The organism is Mesorhizobium sp. M1396 (assembly GCF_040317725.1).
Lineage (GTDB): Bacteria > Pseudomonadota > Alphaproteobacteria > Rhizobiales > Rhizobiaceae > Mesorhizobium.
In genome coordinates, this window is sequence record NZ_JAMYLA010000006.1 from 59,159 (window position 1) to 72,343 (window position 13,185).

Here is a 13,185-nt window from a genome sequence, read left to right on the forward strand (position 1 = left end):
GCGGTCCCCCCCCTTCCATGACCGCCTACCTCCTCAAGCGCCTCGCCATTGCGCTCGCCACACTGTTGCTGGCTTCCATGGTGGTGTTCGCCGTGCTGGAGATACTGCCCGGCGATCCGGCGCGGCTGATGCTGGGCATGAACGCCAGTGCCGATCAGGTCGAATTGCTGCGCAACCAGATGGGCCTCAACGCGCCGCTGGCCTTGCGCTATCTCCACTGGGTCGGCGGCCTGCTCAGTCTCGATTTCGGACGCTCCTACACCTATTCGGTGCCGGTCATCGATCTGGTGCGCGAGCGGCTTGCCGTCTCGCTGCCGCTGGCGCTGATTGCGCTTGCGCTCTCCACCATGATCGCCATTCCCGTCGGCCTGTTTTCCGCCAGCCGGCGTGGACGCGCCGGTGATACGATTTCCATGGGCGCCGCCCAGCTTGGCGTCGCCGTGCCGAATTTTTGGTTCGCGCTGATGCTGATCTATGTCTTCGCCGTCTGGCTGCGGCTGGTTCCGGCCGGCGGCTTTCCCGGCTGGAGTGCCGGCATCTGGCTGGCGCTGAAATCGCTACTACTGCCGGCAGTCGCTCTCGCCTTGCCGCAAGCCGCCATCCTGGCGCGCGTCACCCGCTCGGCGCTGATCGAGGTGCTGAACGAGGATTATGTCCGCACCGCCCGCGCCAAGGGCTTGCCCTATCGCGCCGTCTTGTGGCGACACGCGCTGCGCAACGCCATGATCCCCGTGCTGACCATCCTGGGCCTGCAATTCGCCTTCCTGCTTGCCGGCACCATCATCATCGAGAATGTCTTTTACCTGCCCGGCCTCGGCCGGCTGGTATTCCAGGCAATCACCCAGCGCGACCTGATCGTCGTCGAAAGCGTCGTCATGCTGCTGGTCGCCGCCGTCATTGCCGTCAACCTCCTCGTCGACCTTTCCTATGCGGTCGTCGATCCGCGCCTGAGAAGCCGGCAATGACGCTCCATATCGACATCCCCGAGGAGACGCTCGGCAGCATCCTGGCCAAGGCATTCAGGAATACCGCCTTCGTTGCCGGTTTCGTCATCACCTTGCTGATCCTGGCAATGGCCATCGTCTCCTATGGCTGGACGCCCTACGACGTCACGAAGCTGGTGATATCGGATAAGACACAGGCACCCTCGCTGGCGCACTGGTTCGGCACCGACCATTTCGGTCGCGACATCCTGTCGATGGTCATGGTCGGCGCCCGCAATTCGATTGCCGTGGCGTTGGTCGCTGTCGGCATCGGCATGGGGGTCGGCGTACCGCTCGGCGCCTTTGCCGCGGCACGCGGCGGCCTCGTCGACGAGGCGCTGATGCGGCTGAACGATCTCGTCTTCGCCTTCCCGGCGCTGCTGTCGGCGATCATGATAACCGCCATCTTCGGGCCGGGCGCCGTCAACGCCATCATCGCCATCGGCATCTTCAACATCCCGGTCTTTGCCCGTGTCGCCCGTGCCGGCGCGCTGGCGATATGGCCGCGCGAGTTCATTCTTGCCGCGCGCGCCGCCGGCAAGAGCAGCACGCAGATATCAATCGAACATGTGCTGCCCAACATCGCCACGCTGCTCCTGGTGCAAGGCACCATCCAGTTCGCGCTGGGCATCCTGGCGGAGGCCGGGCTTTCCTACCTGGGCCTGGGCGCCCAGCCGCCAATGCCGAGCTGGGGCCGCATGTTGTTCGACGCACAGACCCGCATGGTGGTGGCGCCATGGATGGCAATCTTTCCCGGCATGGCGATCGTTGTCACCGTGCTGGGGCTGAACCTCCTGGGCGACGGCATCGCCGACATCCTCGATCCGAAATCGCGGCGGCAGCGATGAGTCTGCTCGACATCGAGAACCTGTCGCTGACCATCGGCGACACACCGATCCTCAAGGGCATGGAACTTTCCGTCGCGCCCGGCGAGGTGATGGGGCTGGTCGGCGAATCCGGTTCGGGCAAGTCGATGACCGCGCTGACGGTGATGCAGCTTCTGCCCCATGCCGCGCGCGCCACCGGACGCGTCTCGTTCGACGGCATCGACCTCCTCGCGGCAACCGAGGACCAGATGTGCGCGCTGCGCGGCGACGACATCGGCATGGTGTTCCAGGAGCCGATGACGGCACTCAATCCGGTCAAGACCATCGGCGAACAGGTCGCGGAAGGCATTCGCTGGCACACCAAGGCAAGCCGCGCCGAGGCCGAAGACCGGGCACGAAAAATGCTCGACCGGGTCGGCTTGCCGCAAGCGAAATTCCCAATGTCGCGCTATCCGCACGAACTGTCGGGCGGCCAGCGCCAGCGCGTTGTCATCGCCATCGCCTGCGCGCTGAAGCCGAAGCTACTGATCGCCGACGAGCCGACCACGGCGCTCGACGTGGTGCTGCAGGCGCAGATACTCGACCTCCTGCGCGACCTCGTCGCTGAAAGCCGCATGGGGCTGCTGCTGATCTCGCACGACCTTGCCGTGGTGACTGAGATGGCCGACCGCATCACCATCCTGCGCCGCGGCGAGGTCATGGAAACCGGCGACACGGCCCGCACGCTGTCCGAACAGCTTCACCCCTACACACGGCAGCTGGCGCAGGCCTCGATGCATGTTCCGGCGCGCGCTAGGCCGCATGGTATCGAGACGGGCCGACCTTTGCTCCAGGTCGAGGGCGTGACCCGCGACTATGCCGGCCGGCGCACCTCGCTGTTCAGGCGCGCGCCTGGTATCCGCGCCGTCGACGATGTGTCCTTGTCGATGGCGCCGGGTCAATCGGTGGCGTTGGTCGGCCGCTCCGGCTGCGGCAAGTCAACACTCGCCCGGATGATCCTGGCACTGGACCGGCCAAGCTCGGGCACGATCCGGTTTCGCGGCGAGACCATCACCGGTAAAGGCGAGACAGAGCTGAAGCCGGCCCGGCGTAACATGCAGGTTGTCTTCCAGGATCCCTATGGCTCCTTCGACCCGCGTCAGAAGGTCGAAAAGCTGGTCGCGGAACCATTGCATGTACAGGACAAGAAGCCGACGCGCGCCGAGCGCCGCGAAATGGTGGCGCATGCGCTGCACGAAGTCGGGCTCGACCAGCGCGACATGGACAAATACCCGCATGAGTTTTCCGGCGGCCAGCGTCAGCGCCTATCGATCGCCCGCGCCATAATCACCCGCCCGAAACTGGTCGTCGCCGACGAGCCGGTCTCGGCGCTCGATGTCTCGATCCGCGCCCAGATCCTCGACCTGTTCGCCGAGCTCAACCAGAAGCTCGGCATCGCCTATCTCTTCATCACCCACGACCTGACCGTCGCCCGCGCCATCACGGACGAGGTGCTGGTCATGCATGACGGCAAGATCGTCGAGCGCGGCAAGACGAACGAGGTGCTCGATCACCCGCAGTCCGAGGCGGCCAAGGCGCTTGTCAGTGCCGCTCCTGATCTGCACCGGGCTATCGCTCGGCGAATGCAGGAACAGGGTTAGAGCGGCCGGCTCGCCCCTACTCTTCCGGCTTCACCGCATCGACCGGGCTGATATCGAGCAGGTCGAGCGTGCGACGCAGCAGGCGCACCTCGCTCTCGGCCAGCTGCGAATCCGCCTTGGCGATCTCAGCCATATGGCGGGCCAATTGCTTGCGCCGCTCGATGTCGAGATCGCGAAACAGTGCAATCGCCTGCGAGCCATTGGTCTCGTAGCCGAACTCGTTGAGATATTCGATGACGGCGTCGATGCTGGTTTCGGCAATGCCGAAGGCGTCCTTGCAGATGCGCCGGAAAGCAACCATCTCGCTCTCGCTGACCGACCCGTCGGCCAGGATCATGCGAAACAGCATCAGCAGTTCCGCCGACAGGACTGGATCGTCCGCCACCTTGCGCACGCCCGGGTCGCCATCGAAGATCTGACGTATCTGGTCCAGCAATGCGAACGCCATCATGGTCCCTTTCCAATTCCTCTTCATAGAGGTAGCGCGGAATCGGTCTTGCGCAAACAGGGCGGTCGTGGTCGAACGCCTGATATTTCAGCCGGCCGGACACCTCCATACATCACATGATCGAGCTTAGCATCCAGACCGTCGCCATGCTCGCCTTCGCCGCCTTTGCCGCGGGCTTTGTCGATTCGATCGCCGGCGGCGGCGGGCTGATCACCGTGCCGGCGCTGCTGCTTGCCGGCTTCACACCGGTCCAGGCGCTCGCCACCAACAAATTGCAAGGCATGTTCGGCTCGGGTTCGGCGACCATCCACTACGCGTCGAAGGGTCATGTCGACCTGCGCCGGCAATTGCCGTCGGCGCTTTTGGCCCTTGTCGGGAGCGCCATCGGTGCCTTGCTGGCAACGATCGTGCCCGGTGACATTCTGCGGGCTGCCTTGCCCATCGTGCTGATCGCCATCGCGCTCTACTTCGCGTTCAAGCCCAACATGAACGATGTCGATCGTGCCGAGCGCCTGTCACCGTTCCTGTTCGGACTGACCCTGGTGCCCGCCATTGGCTTCTACGACGGGCTGTTCGGACCAGGCGCCGGCTCCTTCTACATGCTGGCCTTCGTGGCACTTGCCGGCTACGGCGTGCTCAAGGCGACGGCGCACACCAAACTGCTCAACTTCACCTCCAACATCGGCGGCTTCATCGTCTTCGCCGCGGTCGGCGTCGTCTATTGGAAGATCGGCCTGATGATGGGCATTGCCCAGTTCCTCGGCGCCCGCGTCGGCGCCAGCCTGGCCATGCGCATCGGCGCAAGACTGATCAAGCCGCTGCTGGTGATCGTGTGCCTCGCACTGGCGGTGAAGCTGCTGGCCGATCCGGCGAACCCGCTGCGTGCCATGATTGGTGTGTGATCACGTGCACTGATAGACTGTCACTGTTCGAATCATGTTGCGAGGAGCCAGACATGAATCTTAGCGCACCTACCCAGATCGTTTTTATCATTTCAGTTGTAATCGCCATCATCGGCGTTCTCGCCGCGCTTGGCATTCTTGCGTTTATTCCACTCGCATCGGTGTGGATTGTGCTTATCGCTTTCATCGTGCTTGCCGGCGGCTGCTTGATGCGCGGCGCCTGACATATTCCCTTGAAGTGGGGACGAGAGCGCCCGGCCAAAGCCGGGCGCTTTTGATTCCAGTAGAGATGCAACCCCCAGCAAGAGCAGGACCGATCCGTCCCCGGGCGGTTCCCGCGCAGTGCAGCGGAGCAGAATTCTGTAGCGCAGCAACGCTTTGAAGTCGCGGCATGGAACATCGGGTCTGCGCCGCGTCGCCACCCTCTTTGCTCCGCCCGTGAATGACGAAGTGATGGGCGGATCTAACGCGCCAGCGCAAAGATCGCGTCGCAGTCGAGATGGGTCTCCAACTCGGCCGCGACCTCGTCCAAGGCCCGCTCGACCTCGGCGCGATAGTCGATGCCGCCGCCCTTTATGCCGAGGCTTTCGAGGAATTTCCCGCGAAAGGCATCCGCGCCAAACAGCCCGTGCATATACGTGCCCATCACCTTGCCGTCGGCGGAAACAGCCCCGTCCTCGATGCCATTGATGACTGCGGACGGCCGTAGCGTATCCGAACCGGTGGTGCGGCCGAGATGGATTTCGTAGCCTTCGAGCGGCAGGTCGAATTGTACCGAGCGGGCACTGACATTGCGCACCGTCTTCTCCGGTTCCATCACCGTTTCGATGTCGAGCAAGCTGAGCCCTTCGGCCTCGGTGACGCTGCCTTCGATGCCGTCGGGATCCCGCACGGTACGGCCGAGCATCTGGAAGCCGCCGCAAATGCCGACGACATGGCCGCCGCGCTTGCGATGGGCAAGAAGGTCGCGATCCCAACCGTTCTCGCGGAACTTCAGGAGATCGCCGATCGTCGACTTGGAGCCTGGAATGACCACCAGCCCGGCATCGGCGGGCAGCGGTCTTCCCGGCGGCACGAACACCACCTCGACCTGCGGTTCGGCCTTGAGCGGGTCGAGATCGTCGAAATTGGCGATGCGGCCAAGCATCGGCACGGCCACCTTCAGCGCGCGGGTCTCGCCGGACGCCAGACGTTCCAGCACGACCGAATCCTCCGAAGGCAGCCGTGCCGCTGCCTTGAGCCACGGCACGACGCCAAAACAGCGCCATCCCGTGAATTTCTCGATCGACCTGATACCGTCGTCGAACAGCGAAACGTCACCGCGAAACTTGTTGATGAGATAGCCGACGATCATGCGCCGGTCCTCTTCCGGAAGGATCAGATGCGTGCCGGCAACCGACGCGATGACGCCGCCGCGATCGATGTCGCCGACCAGCACTACCGGCACATCGGCGCGCATGGCAAAGCCCATATTGGCGATGTCGCGGCTGCGAAGGTTGATCTCGGCCGGCGAGCCGGCGCCCTCGACGATGACGAGATCGGCGCCCTCGCCGACCTTGCCCCAGGAGTCCAGCACCGCGTCCATCAGCCGGCCCTTCAGCGCCTGGTAGTCGCGCGCCCGCGCTTCGCCGAACACCTTACCCTGCACGATGACCTGCGCGCCGACATCGGTCTGCGGCTTGAGCAGCACCGGGTTCATATGGACCGAAGGAGCGACGCCGCAAGCGATCGCCTGCAGCCATTGCGCGCGGCCGATCTCGCCGCCGCCGGCATTGTCGTCACCCGGAATGTCGGCGACGGCGGCATTGTTCGACATGTTTTGCGGCTTGAACGGCCGCACCTTCAGCCCACGCTTTTTTGCCGCGCGGCACAGGCCGGCGACCAGCACCGTCTTGCCGACATCCGAGCCCGTGCCTTGCAGCATGATCGCCCTGGCCATCAGCCCCTGCCCTGCGCCACGGTTCCGATGATATTGGACTTCTGCGCCAGCGGCCCGCCGCGCCAGATGTAGAGCGCCAGCAACGGCTCCTTGCCGGTGCGCATGGCGTGATTGACGTTGGAAGCGTGGTGGACCACCTCGCCCGCCGTACGCATGCAAAATCCGCTCTCGCCCATCCGCCATTCGGCGCCGCCGGTCAGCGGAATGTAGATTTCCTCGGCGACGTGATGGTGGTCGGGATAGACGATATCGGGCCCCAGGATCAGCAGGCCGGCGGCGACCTCGTCATTGGCGAAGTGGCCACGCGTGCCGAACACTTCCAGCCAGCCGTAATTGTCGATGAACTCCGCTCCGAAATCCGCCTCGCTGTAGGTCTGCCCCCAGCGGAAATCAAATCGACGCTCGGCAAGCAATTGCACCAGCGGCTTGGCATCCGGCGGCGCCAGTTCGGCGGCACGATCGAGATGGCGCAGGCAGGCAAGCGGATGCGGCTCCAGCGTGCGGGCGGGCATCTCCCAGGCGATGCGCGCCACGGTATCGCGCACCAGAGCGCTATCCACGGAAGCGAGATAGGCGCGGAAGCGTCCCAGCAGTTCATCGAATTTTGTCGTCACATCTTGCTCCGGACATGCATTGGTGCACAGCCGCTCCCCAATGGCGGGTTGATGGGGTCGGGTTGCGCGGCGGCATCATTGGTCTAGATTGGTGCGCGCGCAAAGCCAAAAACGACAGGCCAGCGAGGTAGCAGCTGGCCAGCACATAGGGAGCACGCCATGGACGCCGCGGTCGATGCGAGCACCAGCCAATTCGAACTCAATGAAGAGCAGCGTGCCATTCAGGAGATGGCGCAGGCCTTCGCCGCCGACCGCGTCGCACCGAATGCGCTCGACTGGGACCGCAACAAGCATTTCCCGGCCGACGTGATCCGCGAGACCGGACCTCTCGGGCTCGGCGGCATCTATATCAGGGACGATGTCGGCGGTTCGGCACTTGGCCGGCTCGATGCCGTGCTGATTTTTGAGGCGCTGTCGCATGCCGATCCGGCTTTTTCGTCCTTCATCTCGATCCACAACATGGTGGCGTCGATGATCGACCGTTTCGGCAATGACGAACAGCGCCAGCGCTTCCTGCCGAAGCTCACCTCGATGGAATGGCTGGCGAGCTACTGCCTGACCGAGCCCGGCTCCGGCTCCGATGCCGCGGCGCTCAAGACACGCGCGGTGAAGAGCGGCGGCGACTATGTCCTCAACGGCACCAAGCAGTTCATCTCGGGCGCCGGCGACAGCGATGTCTACGCCGTCATGGTGCGCACCGGCACGGAGGGGCCGAAAGGCATTTCCACCATCGTCGTGCCGAAAGATGCACCAGGCCTCTCCTTCGGCGCCAACGAGCACAAGATGGGCTGGCACATGCAGTCGACCCGCCAGGTCATCTTCGAGGATTGCAAGGTGCCGGCGGAAAATCTGCTGTCCGGCGAAGGCGCCGGCTTCGGCATCGCCATGGCCGGGCTCGATGGCGGCCGGTTGAACATTGCCGCCTGTTCGCTTGGCGGCGCGCAGTCGGCGCTCGACAAGGCGCTCGCCTACACCTCCGAGCGCAAGGCTTTCGGCTCGAAGATCAACCAGTTCCAGGCTTTGCAGTTCAAGTTGGCCGACATGGAGACGGAGCTGCAGGCGGCACGTATTTTCCTTTATGCCGCCGCCTCGAAACTGGACCACAAGGCGCCGGATGCCGGCAAATGGTCGGCGATGGCCAAGCGTTTCGTCACCGACACCGGTTTCAATGTCGCCAACGACGCGCTGCAACTGCTCGGCGGTTACGGCTACCTGCACGACTACGGCATCGAGAAGCTGGTGCGGGACCTGCGGGTGCACCAGATCCTCGAAGGCACCAACGAGATCATGCGCGTCATCATCGCGCGGGCATTAATTGGAAGGCAGTAGGCAGTAGGCAGTAGGCAGTAGGCAGTAGGCAGCGAGATGACCGGCAAGATCAATTCGTACAAGGATCTTATCGTATGGCAGCAGGCGATGGATCTGGCTGTCGCCACCTATTCCTTGAGCAAGACATGGCCAAAAGAGGAGTTGTATGGGCTGACCAGCCAAATCCGCCGTTCAGCGACCTCTATCCCTGCAAACATCGCCGAAGGTTATGGTCGAGACAATAGAGGCTCTTATCAGCAGTTTCTCCGGATAGCCCAAGGCTCGCTGAAGGAGTTCGAGACACATCTCCAGCTCGCCGAACGCATTGGGCTTGCCACGCATGATCAAGCTAATCATTTGCTGACATCCACCGAGGGCATCGGCAAAATGCTTCGCCAACTCATTGTCAGACTTACGCCGGAATAGACAGCCCTACTGCCTACTGCCTACTGCCTACTGCCTACTGCCTACTGCCTACTGCCTACTGTCTACTGCCAATCTCGGAGCACCACTATGACCACCATCGCCTTTATCGGCCTCGGCAACATGGGCAATCCAATGGCCGCCAATCTGGTCAAGGCTGGGCATCAAGTGCATGGCTTCGACCTGATGCCGGAGAATTTGACCGTCGCGCGCGAGCATGGCGTCGTCGTCATGGCCAACGCACCGGCCGCGGTGAAGGGCGCCAATGTGGTGATCACCATGCTGCCGGCCGGCAAGCACGTGCTGTCGGTCTATGAGGACATAGCGCCCAAGGCGAAAAAAGGCGCGTTGTTCATCGACTCCTCGACCATCGACGTCGAATCGGCGCGCAAGGCGCACGCCATTGCCGCCAAACACGGCCTGCTGTCCATCGATGCGCCCGTCTCGGGCGGCACCGGGGGTGCCGCGGCCGGCACGCTGACCTTCATGGCCGGAGGCGCCGGCGATGCCTTCGCCGCCGCCGAGCGGGTCCTCAAGCCGATGGCCGGCCGCATCGTCCATTGCGGCGGCGACGGTGCCGGCCAGGCGGCAAAGATCTGCAACAACATGATCCTCGGCATCTCGATGATCGGTGTCGCCGAAGCCTTCGTTCTGGCGGAAAAGCTCGGCCTCTCGCATCAAGCACTGTTCGACGTCGCCTCGACCTCGTCGGGGCAATGCTGGTCCCTGACCACCTATTGCCCGGTGCCCGGCCCGGTGCCGACTTCGCCCGCCAACAGGGACTACAACCCAGGATTTGCAGCCGCACTGATGCTGAAAGACCTGAAATTGTCCCAGGAAGCCGCGCAAAGCGCCGGCGCGGTGACGCCACTCGGCGCCGAAGCAGCCCAGTTGTATGCCTTGTTCAACGCCCAGGGACATGGCGGCGCCGATTTCTCCGGCATAATTAATTTTCTGCGCGGCAACTCAGCGTAACCAACGGATTTGGCACGTTTTTTTCCGACTTCTTTCTGCAGAAAGAATGTAAATTTAGATTTGCTTAAGCTCTCGATAACTCTGCGGTAACGATGTCCCTATAAAACGGATTTCGAGGCGGACATATCGCATCCGCCCGGCGCTCCGGATCAGGTCTCGCGTACCGGAGCCCGTAAGTTTCGACAAGTGCCTGTAGGTTTCGCAAAGTGTTTGAGTAGCGAAGCGCCATGCGTATCTGGCAAAGCCGCGTTCCCGATGGAGCGCGGTTTTTGCGTTTCCGCCGGTTTATCCGCGCAGTCTGGTTTTATATTCCGATTGCCGCATTCGGGATCGGGACATGATCTTCGTTGATCAGCACGATCGGTGCATCGGCTCCCTCGAGCCTGACGACCAGCAGGCGCAGGCCCCACGTGCCGGCAGTGCGGACAGCGGTTGAGTAGGCGGTGCCCTTGCCCTTGACGCCGTGGACCGGAATGCTGAACTGGGCGTCACCAGCCCCATTCGCATTCACATTAAGATGGCCGCCGACCCAGAAACTGTCGGTCACATCATCACCGAGGGCGGCCTTGACGCGGTCGTCGGCGCGGAGCCTGTCCATCGTCATGTGATAGGCATCGCTGCCTTTCAGGACGTAGGGGATGCTGCCGACCATCGTCGCACAGCCGCCGATCCCGACCACCCACACGACAAGGCCGGCGATCGCCCAGTTGCGTTGCGTCTTGCGAAACTGTTCCGCGTCGCGCCACGCGCGGTTCCGCCAGGCCCAGCGACTGCCGCGCGCGCCCAGCACGATGATCATGATGATGTTGACCAATGGGATCAGCGCCAGCAGCGCGATGAACGTGCTGTTGCCGATGCCCCAGATCCAGTTGAGGAAGAAGGCGCCCCAGTTCCAGCGGTCGAGTTCGGCTGGAATTTCAGCTGGATGGTTGAGCGGTTGTCCGGCCATCGTGTCCCCCATCGGTACCTGTACCGACTGGTTCTAGCGCATGCGCTGCTTGATGCGCAAAATCAAAGTTCTGCAACGTCAGTCAGGTCTTGTCGGACAGCCGGCGAAAGTTCGCCTTCACGGCACGGCTCGCCGGCTTCAGCGCGGCGCTGATCGAGCGTTCCGCCGCAACGCCGTTGAACAGAGATGGGGTGCGACCGGAATATATCTCCGGCCAGAACCGCGATGCCGACTGCAGGAAAGACATTTGCGCCGCGAACGCGCCTTCGGCCATCGCAACGGTCTTCTCGTTCACCGCACGCGCCGTCTCCGTATTCCATGGCTGGCTGCTCCCGCCATCCATCGCCATCAACGGCAGCCGCATCATCGCCACCAGAGGCGCCAGCATCAGGTCACCGCCGATGCTGGCCGCGTCTTGCGTCCGTCGGCTGTTGCCGGTCTTTCTCATGAAAACAAACCCCTTGTCGCGGCCGAATCAGCCGCTGCCCCACACATTACGCGCTGGGGATGGAAATTCGTTCCCTTATCGCTTGATCAAGTTGTCGAGGCCGGGCGCTCCCGCCGAGGAACGCCCGGTCGGGGCTCGAGCCCTACCGCTTGCGCAGATCGGCTTGCGCCAGATCCAGCGCCTTCGAGATGCGCTCGCAAGCCATATCGATCGTATCGCGGGTCCAGATCAGCGGCGGCGACAGGATCATCGTGTCGCCGGTGGCGCGCAGCATCATGCCGTTCGCGATCGCATGGTCGCGCACGGTCACCGCCGCACTTCCCGCCGGCAGGAAGCGCTCCTTGGTCGCCTTGTCCTTGACGATCTCGATCGCCCCCATCAGCCCGATCGAACGCACCTCGCCGACGAGATCATGCCCGGCAACGCGCTCCTGCAACGCCTTTGCGAAATAGGGGCCGGTATCGTTCCGGACACGGTCGACCAGCCCTTCCCGCTCGATGATCTCGAGGTTCTTCAGCGCCACTGCGCAGGCCACCGGGTGGCCGGAATAGGTGTAGCCGTGATTGAACTCGCCGCCCTTCTCGACCAGCGTCGAGGCGATACGGTCGCCGACCAGCAATGCCGACAGCGGCTGATAGCCCGAGGTCAGCGCCTTGGCCGTGGTGATCGTGTCCGGCTCGATGCCGAGCGTCTGCGCGGCGAACCACTCGCCGGTGCGGCCATAGCCCGTGATGACCTCGTCCAGCATCAGAAGGACATCGTATTTGCGGCAGATGCGCTGTACCTCCGGCCAGTAGCTGGCCGGCGGTATCTTCACGCCGCCCGCTCCCATGACCGGTTCGCCGATGAAGGCGGCAACCTTGTCAGCACCGGCTTCGAGGATCGCGTCCTCGATAGCCCCGGCCGCGCGCAGGCCGAAATCATGATCGCTCTCGCCAGGCAGCGCCAGCTCATAGGCATAGGGCATCATGACATGGACGATGTTGGGCACCGCGCCGCCGAGCTGCTTGTGCATGGGATCCATGCCGCCGAGCGAGGTGCCGGCAACGGTCGAGCCGTGATAGGCCATCTTGCGCGAAATGATGCGGTTCTTCTCCGGCCTGCCTTCCAGCACCCAATAGTGGCGGACAAGGCGCAGCGCCGTGTCGTTGGCTTCCGAGCCGGAGGAGCCGTAGAACACCTGGCTGACGTTCTTCGGTGCGATCTCCGCCAGCTTCTTGGACAGCAGCACGGGCGTCGGCGTCGAGCATTTGAAGAAGGAGTTGTAGTAAGGCAATTCCTTCATCTGGACATAGGCGGCCTCGGCCAGCTCGTCACGGCCATAGCCGACGTTGACGCACCACAGCCCGGCCATGCCGTCGAGGATTTCAGCCCCTTCGGAATCGTAGATGAATGGTCCGTTGGCGCGGGTGATGATGCGCGAGCCGGCCTCGCGCAGTTCCTTGTGGTCGGTGAACGGGTGAAGATGATGCGCGGCGTCGATCTGCTGAAGCTGCTTCAGCGAATAATTCTGATAGGTCATGGATGTGATCTTTCCTCTGGATTCTATCCGGCCCAAGCCGGGCGAATGCGTTAGAGGAAAGCAGGTGGCGAATAACCGATGCGGGCACACAGCCGCAAAAGCTCGGCGCGCAGCGTGCGCGATGACGGTGTCACCGCGATCCGGAATGCACGAGCTGATAGCCTAGCAAGAGCCATGGCAGACACCTTAGAGCAAAGGGCGGTCGAG

14 protein-coding genes are annotated in these 13,185 nt (G+C 63.2%); 8 read left to right on the top strand and 6 right to left on the bottom strand.

The window, feature by feature from the left end; all coding sequences use genetic code 11:
• The first annotated feature begins 17 nt into the window (after nucleotides 1-17).
• Genes NKH02_RS05420 through NKH02_RS05430 form a run of 3 tightly spaced genes read left to right on the top strand, consistent with a single transcriptional unit; the run spans nucleotide 18 to nucleotide 3,450 of the window.
• A complete protein-coding gene (locus tag NKH02_RS05420; protein WP_352876948.1) occupies nucleotides 18-965 on the top strand; it encodes an ABC transporter permease in 948 nt (315 codons plus the stop codon).
• Nucleotides 962-1,831 (top strand): ABC transporter permease, encoded by an 870-nt coding sequence (locus NKH02_RS05425; protein ID WP_352867554.1) that lies wholly within the window; start codon nucleotides 962-964, stop codon nucleotides 1,829-1,831. Before NKH02_RS05420 ends, NKH02_RS05425 begins: the two co-directional genes overlap by 4 nt.
• The gene (locus NKH02_RS05430) at nucleotides 1,828-3,450 is read left to right on the top strand and encodes an ABC transporter ATP-binding protein (RefSeq protein WP_352876950.1); all 1,623 of its coding nucleotides are present in this window, start codon (nucleotides 1,828-1,830) and stop codon (nucleotides 3,448-3,450) included. Before NKH02_RS05425 ends, NKH02_RS05430 begins: the two co-directional genes overlap by 4 nt.
• Before the next feature lie 16 nt (nucleotides 3,451-3,466).
• On the opposite strand, the gene NKH02_RS05435 is transcribed toward NKH02_RS05430, so the two are convergent.
• Nucleotides 3,467-3,898 carry a TerB family tellurite resistance protein gene (locus tag NKH02_RS05435; protein ID WP_352867686.1) on the bottom strand — a complete coding sequence of 144 codons (432 nt, stop codon included), beginning with the start codon at nucleotides 3,896-3,898 and terminating at the stop codon, nucleotides 3,467-3,469.
• A gap of 116 nt (nucleotides 3,899-4,014) precedes the next feature.
• Here NKH02_RS05435 and NKH02_RS05440 point away from each other — a divergent pair, with 116 nt between their 5' ends.
• Together NKH02_RS05440 and NKH02_RS05445 are read left to right on the top strand one after the other, a co-directional pair.
• Nucleotides 4,015-4,800 (top strand): TSUP family transporter, encoded by a 786-nt coding sequence (locus tag NKH02_RS05440; RefSeq protein ID WP_352876953.1) that lies wholly within the window; start codon nucleotides 4,015-4,017, stop codon nucleotides 4,798-4,800.
• Between the two features lie 53 nt (nucleotides 4,801-4,853).
• Nucleotides 4,854-5,024, top strand: coding sequence for a hypothetical protein (locus tag NKH02_RS05445; protein WP_023757712.1), 171 nt, complete (start codon nucleotides 4,854-4,856; stop codon nucleotides 5,022-5,024).
• Nucleotides 5,025-5,263: 239 nt separating this feature from the next.
• Here the strand turns inward: NKH02_RS05445 and NKH02_RS05450 are convergent, their stop codons facing one another.
• On the bottom strand, nucleotides 5,264-6,739 hold the full coding sequence (locus tag NKH02_RS05450; RefSeq protein WP_352876956.1) for a cobyric acid synthase: 1,476 nt from the start codon (nucleotides 6,737-6,739) through the stop codon (nucleotides 5,264-5,266).
• Nucleotides 6,739-7,353 carry a dimethylsulfonioproprionate lyase family protein gene (locus tag NKH02_RS05455; RefSeq protein WP_352876958.1) on the bottom strand — a complete coding sequence of 205 codons (615 nt, stop codon included), beginning with the start codon at nucleotides 7,351-7,353 and terminating at the stop codon, nucleotides 6,739-6,741. Before NKH02_RS05455 ends, NKH02_RS05450 begins: the two co-directional genes overlap by 1 nt.
• Nucleotides 7,354-7,512: 159 nt before the next feature.
• On the opposite strand from NKH02_RS05455, the gene NKH02_RS05460 reads away from it, so the two are divergent.
• The 3 genes from NKH02_RS05460 to mmsB all read left to right on the top strand — a co-directional run bounded on the left by NKH02_RS05460 (nucleotide 7,513) and on the right by mmsB (nucleotide 10,059).
• Entirely contained in the window at nucleotides 7,513-8,682 is a 1,170-nt protein-coding gene (locus NKH02_RS05460) for an isobutyryl-CoA dehydrogenase (protein ID WP_352876961.1), read from the top strand.
• A gap of 36 nt (nucleotides 8,683-8,718) precedes the next feature.
• Nucleotides 8,719-9,087 (top strand): four helix bundle protein, encoded by a 369-nt coding sequence (locus NKH02_RS05465; RefSeq protein WP_352867543.1) that lies wholly within the window; start codon nucleotides 8,719-8,721, stop codon nucleotides 9,085-9,087.
• Between the two features lie 87 nt (nucleotides 9,088-9,174).
• Nucleotides 9,175-10,059: a 3-hydroxyisobutyrate dehydrogenase gene (mmsB, locus tag NKH02_RS05470; RefSeq protein ID WP_352876963.1), complete on the top strand. Its 885-nt coding sequence runs from the start codon at nucleotides 9,175-9,177 to the stop codon at nucleotides 10,057-10,059.
• A gap of 304 nt (nucleotides 10,060-10,363) precedes the next feature.
• Here mmsB and NKH02_RS05475 read toward each other — a convergent pair whose 3' ends face one another.
• From NKH02_RS05475 to NKH02_RS05485, 3 genes are all read right to left on the bottom strand, one after another.
• On the bottom strand, nucleotides 10,364-11,008 hold the full coding sequence (locus NKH02_RS05475; protein ID WP_352876965.1) for a cytochrome c oxidase assembly factor Coa1 family protein: 645 nt from the start codon (nucleotides 11,006-11,008) through the stop codon (nucleotides 10,364-10,366).
• Nucleotides 11,009-11,090: 82 nt separating this feature from the next.
• Nucleotides 11,091-11,456 carry a hypothetical protein gene (locus NKH02_RS05480; protein ID WP_352867538.1) on the bottom strand — a complete coding sequence of 122 codons (366 nt, stop codon included), beginning with the start codon at nucleotides 11,454-11,456 and terminating at the stop codon, nucleotides 11,091-11,093.
• A gap of 142 nt (nucleotides 11,457-11,598) precedes the next feature.
• Nucleotides 11,599-12,978, bottom strand: coding sequence for an aspartate aminotransferase family protein (locus tag NKH02_RS05485; protein WP_352876967.1), 1,380 nt, complete (start codon nucleotides 12,976-12,978; stop codon nucleotides 11,599-11,601).
• Nucleotides 12,979-13,185 lie beyond the last annotated feature (207 nt).

Bases quoted from the DNA above. Each gene is read 5' to 3' on its own strand.
- NKH02_RS05430 (WP_352876950.1), top strand. From the start codon at position 1,828: ATGAGTCTGCTCGACATCGAGAACCTGTCGCTGACCATCGGCGACACA.
- NKH02_RS05460 (WP_352876961.1), top strand. From the start codon at position 7,513: ATGGACGCCGCGGTCGATGCGAGCACCAGCCAATTCGAACTCAATGAA.
- NKH02_RS05425 (WP_352867554.1), top strand. From the start codon at position 962: ATGACGCTCCATATCGACATCCCCGAGGAGACGCTCGGCAGCATCCTG.
- NKH02_RS05445 (WP_023757712.1), top strand. From the start codon at position 4,854: ATGAATCTTAGCGCACCTACCCAGATCGTTTTTATCATTTCAGTTGTA.
- NKH02_RS05450 (WP_352876956.1), bottom strand. From the start codon at position 6,739: ATGGCCAGGGCGATCATGCTGCAAGGCACGGGCTCGGATGTCGGCAAG.
- NKH02_RS05440 (WP_352876953.1), top strand. From the start codon at position 4,015: ATGATCGAGCTTAGCATCCAGACCGTCGCCATGCTCGCCTTCGCCGCC.
- NKH02_RS05485 (WP_352876967.1), bottom strand. From the start codon at position 12,978: ATGACCTATCAGAATTATTCGCTGAAGCAGCTTCAGCAGATCGACGCC.
- mmsB (WP_352876963.1), top strand. From the start codon at position 9,175: ATGACCACCATCGCCTTTATCGGCCTCGGCAACATGGGCAATCCAATG.
- NKH02_RS05465 (WP_352867543.1), top strand. From the start codon at position 8,719: ATGACCGGCAAGATCAATTCGTACAAGGATCTTATCGTATGGCAGCAG.
- NKH02_RS05475 (WP_352876965.1), bottom strand. From the start codon at position 11,008: ATGGCCGGACAACCGCTCAACCATCCAGCTGAAATTCCAGCCGAACTC.
- NKH02_RS05480 (WP_352867538.1), bottom strand. From the start codon at position 11,456: ATGAGAAAGACCGGCAACAGCCGACGGACGCAAGACGCGGCCAGCATC.
- NKH02_RS05420 (WP_352876948.1), top strand. From the start codon at position 18: ATGACCGCCTACCTCCTCAAGCGCCTCGCCATTGCGCTCGCCACACTG.
- NKH02_RS05435 (WP_352867686.1), bottom strand. From the start codon at position 3,898: ATGGCGTTCGCATTGCTGGACCAGATACGTCAGATCTTCGATGGCGAC.